Source organism: Constrictibacter sp. MBR-5 (assembly GCF_040549485.1).
Classification (GTDB): domain Bacteria; phylum Pseudomonadota; class Alphaproteobacteria; order JAJUGE01; family JAJUGE01; genus Constrictibacter.
The window spans coordinates 74,957-85,508 of the sequence record NZ_JBEPTK010000007.1 but is presented as its reverse complement, the minus strand read 5'-3'; the positions used below and the strand labels follow the sequence as shown (position 1 = coordinate 85,508).

Annotated in this window: 1 protein-coding gene; it reads left to right on the top strand. The window is 72.0% G+C overall.

The window, feature by feature from the left end:
• Nucleotides 1-47: 47 nt before the first annotated feature.
• Nucleotides 48-10,547, top strand: a complete 10,500-nt coding sequence (locus ABIE65_RS15790) for a non-ribosomal peptide synthetase (protein ID WP_354078952.1) — start codon at nt 48-50, stop codon at nt 10,545-10,547.
• Nucleotides 10,548-10,552 lie beyond the last annotated feature (5 nt).

The window sequence follows — 10,552 nt, the reverse complement described above, 5'->3', positions numbered from 1 at the left end:
GTCCACCCGCCACCGCCTAGTCCATCCCGCCGGGACGCGTTGCAGCAATGAACCATCAGGACACCAAGGCCTTCGTCGAGACCCTGCGCAATGCGGGCGTCACGCTGGCGGCGGACGGCGAGCGGCTGCGGCTGCGGGCGGACCCGGGCGTCCTGACGCCATCGCTCCGCGAACACCTGGCGGCGCGCAAGGCGGAAATCCTGGCGCACCTGCTCGAGGAGGCGTCTGAAGACGGTGCGCTGCGGCCTATGCCGCGTCCCGAGCGGATCCCGCTGTCCTTCGCGCAGCAGCGGCTCTGGTTCCTGGACCAGCTCGTCGGGCCGGGTCCGACGTACAACATCTCCAGTGCGCTGCGTCTCGACGGGCCGCTCGACCGCACCGCGCTGCAGGCGGCGTTGGACGGCATCCTCGCCCGTCACGAGGTGCTGCGCACCACCTTCGACACCCGGGACGGCGAGGCGTTCCAGCGCATCGCGCCGCCGGCCCGCATCGACATTGCGGAAAGCGACCTGTCGGCGCTGCCGGAAGCGGAGAAGGCGGCGGCGTGCGGGCGGGCCATCGCCGCCGCCGTGTCGGCGACGTTCGACCTGCGTCGCGATCTCATGCTGCGTGCCACGCTGATCCGGCTGGCGCCCGAGCGTGTCGTGCTGGTGCTGCTTGTCCACCACATCGCCGCGGACGGATGGTCGATCGGCGTTCTGATCGACGAACTGACGGCGGGCTATGCGGCGCATCTGGAAGGCCGTGCCCCGCGGCTGGCGCCGTTGCCTATCCAGTATGCCGACTTCGCGATCTGGCAGCGTGCCCATGCCGACGGCCCCGTTCTCGCGGCGCAGCTCGACTTCTGGCGCCGGACGCTGGCCGGAGCCCCGCCGCTGCTCGACCTGCCGGCGGATCGCCCGCGTCCCCCCGTCGAGAGCTTCCGCGGCGCCCATGCACGCTACCGGCTCTCCGCCGCGCTGACCGCGGATCTGAAGGCGCTCGCCCTGCGCCTGGGTACGACGCTGTACGCAGTCCTGCTCGGCGGCTTCTACGCGATGCTGTACCGCTACACGGGCCAGGAGGACCTGGTCGTCGGTACGCCCATCGCCAACCGGAATCGCCGCGAACTGGAGCCGTTGGTCGGCTTCTTCGTCAACACGCTCGCCTTGCGCGCCACGGTCGCCGCCGACCTCCCGTTCGAGAGCCTGGTCCGGCAGGTCGCACTGACGACGCGCGAGGCCTTCGACCACCAGGACCTGCCGTTCGAACGACTGGTGGAGGAACTGGCGCCGGAACGGGACATGAGCCACGCCCCGCTGTTCCAGACGGCCTTCGCCCTGCAGAACGCGCCTCGGCCGCCGCTGCGACTCGCCGGGCTGGCGATCGAGCCGATCGATCTCGACAATAAGACGTCCAAGTTCGACATCTTCCTCTCGATGCACGAGGAGGCGGGCGAACTGGCGGCGGTGTGGGAATACGCCACCGACCTGTTCGACGCGGCCACCATCGAACGCTTCGCCGTCCATCTGCGCACCCTGCTGGAGGGGGCCTGCGCCGATCCCGAGCTGCCGATCGGCCGTTTGCCGATGCTGAGCGCCGCCGAGCGCCGACGGCAGCTGGAGGAGTGGAACCGCCCGGTCGCACCGGCCGCCGCCATCGAGGTGTTCCCGCAGCGGTTCCTGCGCCTTGCCGCCGCTAACCCCAACCGGCCCGCCCTCCGGCTGTCCGGGGTGGAGATGAGCTATGGCGACCTCGCCGTGCGGTCGGGCCGGCTGGCCGCGCGGCTGGCGGCGATGGGCGTCGAGCCCGGCGCACTGGTCGGCGTCTGTCTGGATCGCGGGTTCGACTGCTGGATCGCGATCCTCGCCGTTCTGCGCGCGGGCGCTGCCTACGCGCCCCTCGACCCCGCCTATCCCGCCGACCGCCTGGCGCACATCGTGGCGGATTCCGGCATGGCTCTTGTCCTGACGCGGACGGCGCTGCGCGAGCGGCTGCCGGAAGGCGCCTGCCCGACCCTCTGCCTCGACCTTCCGGACGCGGTGGCATATCCGGCATCGGCGCCACAGGTCGCGCTGTCGCCCGGCAGCGCAGCCTATGTCATCTACACGTCGGGCTCGACCGGCCGTCCGAAGGGCACGATCCTGACCCATGCCGGCCTCGGCAACCTGGCTGCCGCGGTCGCCGCGCGCTTCTCGCCGGGTGAGGGCGACCGCATCCTGCAGTTCTCGTCGCTCAGCTTCGACGCGTCGACCTGGGAGATGGTGATGGCGCTCGGCTCGGGCGCCTGCCTCGTGCTCGCCGAACAGGAGCGACTGCTTCCCGACGACGCGTTCGCGGGGTTCCTGCGGCGCGAACGTGTGACGCATGCGACGCTGCCCCCGTCCTTCCTCGCGGCCCTGCCCGAAGCCGCACTGCCCGACCTGCGCGAACTGATCGTCGCCGGCGAGGCGGTGCCGCTGCCGCTGGTCCGCCGCTGGGCGCCCGGCCGTCGCTTCACCAATGCCTACGGCCCGACGGAGAATACCGTCTGCGCCACCGCCGGGCTCTGCACGCCGGAGGAGGACATCGTCACGGTCGGCACCCCGATCGACAACGTCACCGCCTATATCCTGCGCGACGGCGACCTGCTGCCGGCCGGTGCGCCGGGTGAGCTGGCCCTGGGCGGTCTGGGTGTGGCGGCCGGCTATCTCGGACGCCCCGATCTGACCGAGCGGCACTTCGTCCCCAATCCCTTCGGCCCGGGCCGCCTCTACCGCACGGGCGACCTCGTCCGCTATCGTCCGGACGGCCGCATCGCGTTTCTCGGCCGCATCGACCACCAGACCAAGCTGCGCGGCTTCCGTATCGAGCCGGGCGAGATCGAGGCGACGCTGCGCGGCGATGCGCGGGTCCAGGACGCCTTGGTGATGGTGCGCGAGGACGTCCCCGGCGAGCGGCGCCTCGTCGCCTATGTGCAGCCGCGGCCGGCCGAGGAAGACGGCGAGGCGGAGCGCTGCGGCGAATGGCGGTCGCTGTTCGGCACCGTTTACGGCGCGCCGGCCGGCGAGGATGCCGCCTTCAACATCGCCGGCTGGAACAGCGCCTATGACGGCCGGCCGCTGCCGGCGGAGAAGATGCGTGTCTGGCTCGACCATACGGTGGACGAGATCCTGGCCCTGGCACCGCGGCGGGTGCTCGAGATCGGCAGCGGCAGCGGCCTGATCCTGGCGCGGGTGGCGCCGCACTGCGCCGCCTATCACGGCACCGACATCGCCGACGGCGCCCTGCAGCACATCGAGGCGCTGAAGCGCGATCTGCCGGGCCTCGCCCACGTGACGACCAGCCGCCAAGCTGCCGACGACTTCTCGGGCCTGCAGCCGGGCGCCTTTGACCTCGTCATCCTGAACTCGGTGGTTCAGTACTTCCCGGGCGTCGCCTACCTGCGCCGCGTTGTGGACGGTGCGGCGGCGCTGCTGGCGCCGGGCGGTGCCGTGTTCGTCGGCGACGTGCGCAGCCACGCGCTGATGGAGGCGATGCACGCATCCGTCGCGTTCCACCGTGCCGCGGACGAGACGGCGCGGCCGGCTCTGCGCGAGCGGATCCGCCGCCAGATCGCGGACGAGGAGGAGCTGCACGTCGATCCCGCCTTCTTCCACAGGATTTGCTCAGAGCATGCCGCCCTGGATCATGCCGAGATCCGCCTGAAGCGCGGCACGTTGCGCGACGAACTCAACGCCTTCCGCTATCAGGCGGTGCTGCGCAGCACGCCGCCCGGCCCGCCGCCGGGGCGGAGCCTCGACTGGCACCGTGACGGCGTGACCATCCCCTCGCTGCTGCGCCTGCTCGCCGACGACGCCGATCTCGCCGTCACCCGCATCCCGAACGCTCGGCTCGCGGCCGAGGCCGACATGCTCGCCTGGCTGCGCGAAGCCGGTGAGGACACCGTATCCGCTTGGCGACGGCGACCGCGCAGCGATGCCGGCGTCCAGCCTGAGGCGCTGCACCGGCTCGCCGCAGCGGCGGGGCGGTACCTCGCGCTCACATGGTCGACGGACGGCGGTCCGCTCACCATGGACGCCGTCTTCCATCGCGATGCCGCGGCACCGTCGCTTCCGGCGCCGACGCGGCGCGGGCCGCTGGCCAACGATCCCCTGTTCGGCAGGTCGACCCGTAGCCTCGTCGGCGATCTGCGCGCCACGCTTCGCGCCGCGCTGCCGGAATTCATGATGCCGGGGGCGTTCGTCGTGCTGCCGGCGTTCCCGGTCACGCCGAACGGCAAGATCGACCGGACGGCACTGCCGCCACCGGATGGCAACGCCGCGTCCGACACGGCCTTCGTGCCGCCGAGCGGCCGGGCGGAGGAGATCCTGGCCGGCATCTGGCGCGACCTGCTGCGCCTCGACCGTGTCGGCGCGGACGACAATTTCTTCGCGATCGGCGGCGATTCCATCGTCTCGATTCAGGTCGTCGCGCGGGCGCGGCAGGCGGGGCTGCATCTCGACGCCCGCGACCTGTTTCAGCACCAGACCATCGCCGAACTGGCGCGAGCGGCGCGCACCGAAGGCGCCGCCGCCGCCGAGCAGGGGCCAGTGGTCGGCCCCGCGCCGCTGACCCCGATCCAAGCATGGTTCTTCGCGACCGTCGCCCCCGACCGCCATCACTTCAACCAGTCGCTGCTGGTCGCATTGCGCCCGGATGTCGAGCGGGGCCATTGCCTGGGCGCGCTGGCTGCGCTGATCGACCATCACGATGCGCTGCGATCACGGTTCGTGCATGACGCCGCCGGCTGGCGGCAGGCGTTCCTGCAGCCGGCCGGGACCGACACGGCCGCCGCGGCCCTGTCCTGGATCGTCCTCGACCCCACGGAGGCGCCAGATCGCATCGAGGCGGAATGCGCGCGGCTGCAGGCCGACCTGGATCCGGTCGCGGGGCGGCTCATGCGGGTGGCCGTGTTCGACCGGGGCCCCGACCATCCGAAGCTGCTGTTCTGGACGATCCATCATCTGGCCGTCGACGCGGTCTCGTGGCGGATCCTGCGCGAGGACTTCACCGCCGCCTACGCCGCGCTGGCCGCAGGAGGGGCACCGTCGCTGCCGCCGAAGACCACCTCGTTCAAGGCGTGGGCGGAAGCGCTGCCCGGCCTGGCCGTCGCGGCGGAAACCGAGGCGGCGCATTGGCGGCACGTCCTGGCCGGACCGGCTTCGCTGCCGCGCGACCGCGACGCCGGTGCGGACACGAACACCGTCGCGTCCGCGGCGGTGGTGGAATGCCGCCTGCCGCCGGCGGCGAGCCGCGCCTTCGCCGGCCGCGCCCAGGGCGCCTACCGGACCCAGGCCAACGACCTCCTGCTGGCGGCACTGATCGAGACGCTGGCGGCCTGGACGGGCGGCGCCGAACTTCGGCTCGACCTGGAAGGTCACGGGCGCGATGCGGCGGGTGAGGGCGTCGATCTCTCGCGGACCGTCGGCTGGTTCACGACCCTCTTCCCCATTCGCCTGTCGGCCGATGCGGCCGAGCCGGGCGCGCTGATCCGGTCGGTAAAGGAGCAGTTGCGGAGCATACCGGGGCAGGGGGCCGGCTACGGTCTGCTGCGCTGGCTGAAGCAGGTGCCGGACCTCGCCGCGGCGCCGCCGGCCGAACTCTGCTTCAACTATCTCGGCCGCTTCGACAGCGGCGGCGGCGACGCGCTGGTCGTCGGCCTGCCGGACATGGCGACCGGCCCGATTCATGCGCCGACGCAGCGCCGTCCCTACGTCCTTCAGGTCAACGCCTCTCTCGTGGACGGGGTGCTGCGCTTTCGCTGGCACTACAGCCGCAGCCTGCACGAGGAGGCGACGATCCGCCGGCTGGCGGACGATTTCGCGCAGCGCCTGCGGGCCCTGATCGATCATTGCCTGACGGTCGAGACGCCGGTGTCAACGCCGAGCGATTTTCCCGCGGCGACGCTGACCATGGCCGAACTCGACCGTCTCGACCTGGGGCCGGATGTGGTCGACGTCTACGATGCGGCACCGCTCCAGGAAGGCATGCTGTTCGAGAGCCTCGCGGCACCGACGTCCGGCGCGTACATGGAGCAGATCGGGCTCGACCTGACCGGCTCACTCGACCCGCAGGCCCTGCGCACCGCGTGGCGCCAGATCGTGGCGCGCCACGCGATCCTGCGCACCGGCTTCCGCTGGGAGGGCCAGAGCCGTTGCCGCCAGGTCGTCCACCGGGTCGCCGAACCGCCGTTTGAGGAGGTCGACTGGCGCGACGCTGTGCCTGCCGTCCAGGATGGCCGTTGGGCGGCCCTGCGCGAGGCCGACCGGCGCGCGGGTTTCGACCTCGACCGCCCGCCGCTCATCCGCTTCACCCTCGCGAGGCTCGGGGAGGATCGCTGGCGGCTGCTGTGGTCCAGCCATCACATCCTGATGGACGGCTGGTCCCTGCCGATCCTGTTCGGTGAGTTGCGCACCGCCTATGCGGCCGCCGTCGCCGGCAGCCCCCCGGCGCTGCTGCCGCCGCCTCCCTATCGCGACTTCATCCTGTGGCGCCGCCGGCGCGACGAAGCCGCCGCCGAACGCTATTGGCGCACCGCGTTGGAGGGCTTCGACAACCCCACGCTGCTGGCGCGCGCCGAGAGCCTCGGATCGGAGGCACGCACCTGTGCGACGCATCGTTTCCGCCTCGATGCCACGGCGAGCGACGCCCTGGACGGTGCCGCGCGCGCACACCGACTCACCCTCGGTGTCCTGCTGCAGGGCGCATGGGCGCTGCTGCTCGCCCACGAGACCGGTACGACCGACGTGGTGCACGGGATGACCGTCTCCGGCCGCCCGCCGGAGGTGCCGGGCGTCGAACGGATGGTCGGCCTCTTCATCAACACGTTGCCGGTCCGCACGCGCCTCGCCTGGGAGCGACCGCTGCATGCCTGGCTGGCGGACCTGCACCGCGAGGCCGCGGAGCGCGACGAGCACGGCTTCGTGTCACTGCGCGACATCCAGTCCTGGAGCGATGTTCCGCGCGGCACGCCGCTCTTCGACACGCTGCTGGTCTTCGAGAATTTCCCGTTCGACCCGGCTCTCCAGCGCGCCGCCCTGCATGACGAGGTCGCGATCGCCGGCTTCCAGGCATCCGGCGAGACGAGCCTGCCGCTGGCGGTCGTCGCGAGCCTGTCCGACGGCTGTCTGTCGGTGCGCCTCACCTACGATACCGCGCGCTTCGACGCCGATCGCATCGAGCGCCTCGCGCGACGGTTCGAAACGCTGCTGCGCGGGTTGGCCGACGATCTGGAGCGACCGGTGACGGCGGTCGCGCCCTTCGATGCGGACGAGCGTAGCCGTCTCCTGGCGGCGGCGGCCGGTCCGCACCGCCTTTGGGATGGCCCGGCGACGGTGCAGGCGCTGTTCGACGCCCATGCCGAACGCGATCCGCACGCGGTCGCCGCGTCTGGGGCCGGCCCCGACGTCACCTATGGCGCGCTGGCGGGGATGGCGGCGGGCCTCGCGTCCGCCCTCGCCCAGGCGGGGCACCGGCCCGGCCGGCCGGTCGGTCTGCTGCTCGACCGTAGTGCCGCCTTCGTCGCCGGTGTGCTCGGCGCGTGGGGCGCCGGGTCGCCCTTCGTGCCGCTCGATCCGCGCTGGCCCCCGGCGCGCCTCGCCGAGGTGATCGCCGAGGCGGGCATCACGCACGTCGCCGTGGACGACGCTTCGCCACCCTCGCCGCGCGGGATCGCGCGTGTGCCCGTGGGCTCCCCGGACCAGGAGCGGGGCCGCGAGGCAACGGTACGGCTGCGCCGCGCCGCGCCCGACGACCTCGCCTACGTGATCTACACCTCCGGTTCGACCGGTCGGCCGAAGGGCGTGTGCGTCGAGCATCGCAGCCTGCACAATTATGTGCACGCCATCGCCGAGCGGCTCGACCTTCCCGGCGCCGGCGAGTCGACACGCTACGCCACGACCTCCGGCTTCGCTGCCGACCTCGGCTACACCATGCTGTTCGCGGCGCTCGCGACCGGCGGGCGCCTGGTGCTCGTTCCGGACGGCCTTGCCGGCGATCCCGACGGCCTCGCCGCCCATCTGCGCAGCCAGGGGGTCGAGTACCTCAAGACGGTGCCGTCACATTTCGAGGCGCTCCTGACGGCTGCCGACCCGGCGGGCCTCGTGCCCTACCGCGCGCTCGTCTTCGGCGGCGAAGCCTTGCCCTGGACCCTGGTCGACCGGGTCGGCGCCGTTGCACCGGATGTGGCCATCTTCAATCACTACGGACCGACCGAGACGACCATCGGCGTGCTCTGCGGTCGCGTCGATACGGTTTCGCCAGCCGCACGAACGGGCGACACGGCGCCTCTCGGCGCACCGCTCGCCAACTGCGCCGTCCATCTGCTGAACGCCGCCATGCAGCAGGTGCCGTTCTGCGCCCCGGGCGATCTTCATGTCGGTGGCGCACAGGTCGCGCGCGGCTATCTCGACCAGCCACGCCTCACGGCGGAGGCGTTCGTGGCCACACCGCTCGGCCCCGACCGTCTCTACCGCACGGGCGACCGTGCCGTCCGCATGCCGGACGGCAGCCTTCTGTTTCGCGGCCGCGCGGACCGCCAGCTGAAGATCCGCGGCTACCGCGTCGATCCGGAGGAGGTCGCCGCCGTCCTGCGCCGCCGTCCGGAGGTGCGCGACAGCGTCGTCGTCGGGGCAGCCAGTCCCAACGGCGGCCAGCGGCTCGTCGCCTATGTCGTCGTCGGTGATGCGTCCGTACTGGCCGAACTGCGCGTCCATCTCGAGGAGCGGCTGCCGGATCACATGGTGCCGGCGGCGCTCGTGGCAGTGCCGACGATCCCGCGCCTCGCCAACGGCAAGGTCGACCATGCGGCGCTGCCTGCACCCGACGCAGCGGAGCCGTCGTCCTCCGGCCCGGCAGTGCCGAGCACCGACATCGAGCGGCGCCTCTGCGCCGTCTTCGCCGAGGTGATGCGCCGGCCCGCTGTCGGCATCCACGACAATTTCTTCGACCTCGGCGGCGATTCGATCGTCTCGATCCAGATCGTCGCGCGTGCGGCGCGTGCGGGACTTCGGGTCACGACGCGGCAGATCTTCAATCACCAGACGATCGCGGAACTCGCCTTCGTCGCCGAAAGCATGGCGGACGATGGCGCCGAACAGGGCGAGGTGACGGGGCCGGCACCGCTGACGCCGATCCAGGCACGGTTCTCCGCTGCCGCACCGCCGGATCCGTCGCACTACAACCAGGCGATGATGTTCGAGACCGCCGCCGATCTTGGTCTGGAGATCCTGGAACCGGCCCTCGGGGCGCTGCTCGCCCACCACGACGCGCTGCGCCTGCGCTTCGACGGGACGCGGACGACCCCGCTGCAGCGCGTCGCCTCCGTGGCCGAGGCGGGCAGCGCCGTCGGCCTGGTGGCTGTCGTCGACGTTGCGGCGATAGCCGGGCCGGAGCAGCGCGTTGCGATCGAGGCGCACGTCGCGCGCGCCCAGTCCACCCTCGACCTCGTTCGCGGTCCGCTCACAAGACTGACCCTGTTCCGCCGTGGTGCGGCGCGGCCGCCGCTGCTGCACTGGGTCGTGCATCACATGGCGGTCGACGGCGTCTCGTGGCGCATCCTGCTGGAGGATCTCGACACGGCCTGCCGCAGCCTGCGCACGGGAACCCCGATCGTCCTGCCGCCGAAGACGCTGTCGTTCCGGCGCTGGGCCGAGGTCCTGGCGGCGCGCGCAGTCGCACCGGAGACGATGGCTGAACTGCCCTGGTGGGTGGAGGCGGGCGACGGCAGCGGCACCATGCGTCTGCCGTCCGAAGGTGACGCCATGTCCGCTCCCGACGACGTCGCGTCGGCGGACCGCGTGTCGGCGGTGCTGCCGGCCGTCGACACGCGCGCGCTGATCGAGACGGCGCACGCCGCCTACAACACGCGCATCGACGATCTGCTGCTGACGGCGCTGGCCAGGGTGCTGCGCACCTGGGCTGGACCCGGCGACCTGCGCGTCGACCTGGAGAGTCATGGGCGCGAGGCGATGGGGGAGGCGGTCGACGTCGCCCGGACGGTCGGCTGGTTCACGTCGATCTATCCGGTGCGCCTAGCGCTGCGGGGGACGGGGATCGGCGACGACATCAAGGCAGTCAAGGAGCGGCTGCGGCAGGTCCCCGGCCATGGCGCCGGCTACGGGCTGCTCCGCCATCTGGCCAACGCCGCCCCGCTGCGCGACCAGCCGACGCCGGAGATCGTCTTCAACTATCTGGGCCAGTTCGACGGCCTCGCCTCGGGCACCGCGGCCGACTGCGTCGTCGCGGGCGAGGCCGACGTCGGCGCTGGGCCGATGCGCAGCCCACGCCAGGTCCGCAGTCACGCGTTGCAGGTGAACGCACTCGTCCTGAAGGGCGAGCTTCGCCTCTCGATCGACTTCGGCCGCCATCGCTTCCACAGGGAGACGATGCAGCGCGTCGCCGACGGCGTCGTCGCGGAACTGCAGGCCATCCTCGCCCACTGCCTGTCTCCCGACGCCGGCGGCCACACGCCGAGCGACTTCGGCATGGCCGGCCTGGACGACGCGGAACTCAGCCGTCTCGCCGGTTTGCTCGACGGGGTGGAGTGACGACG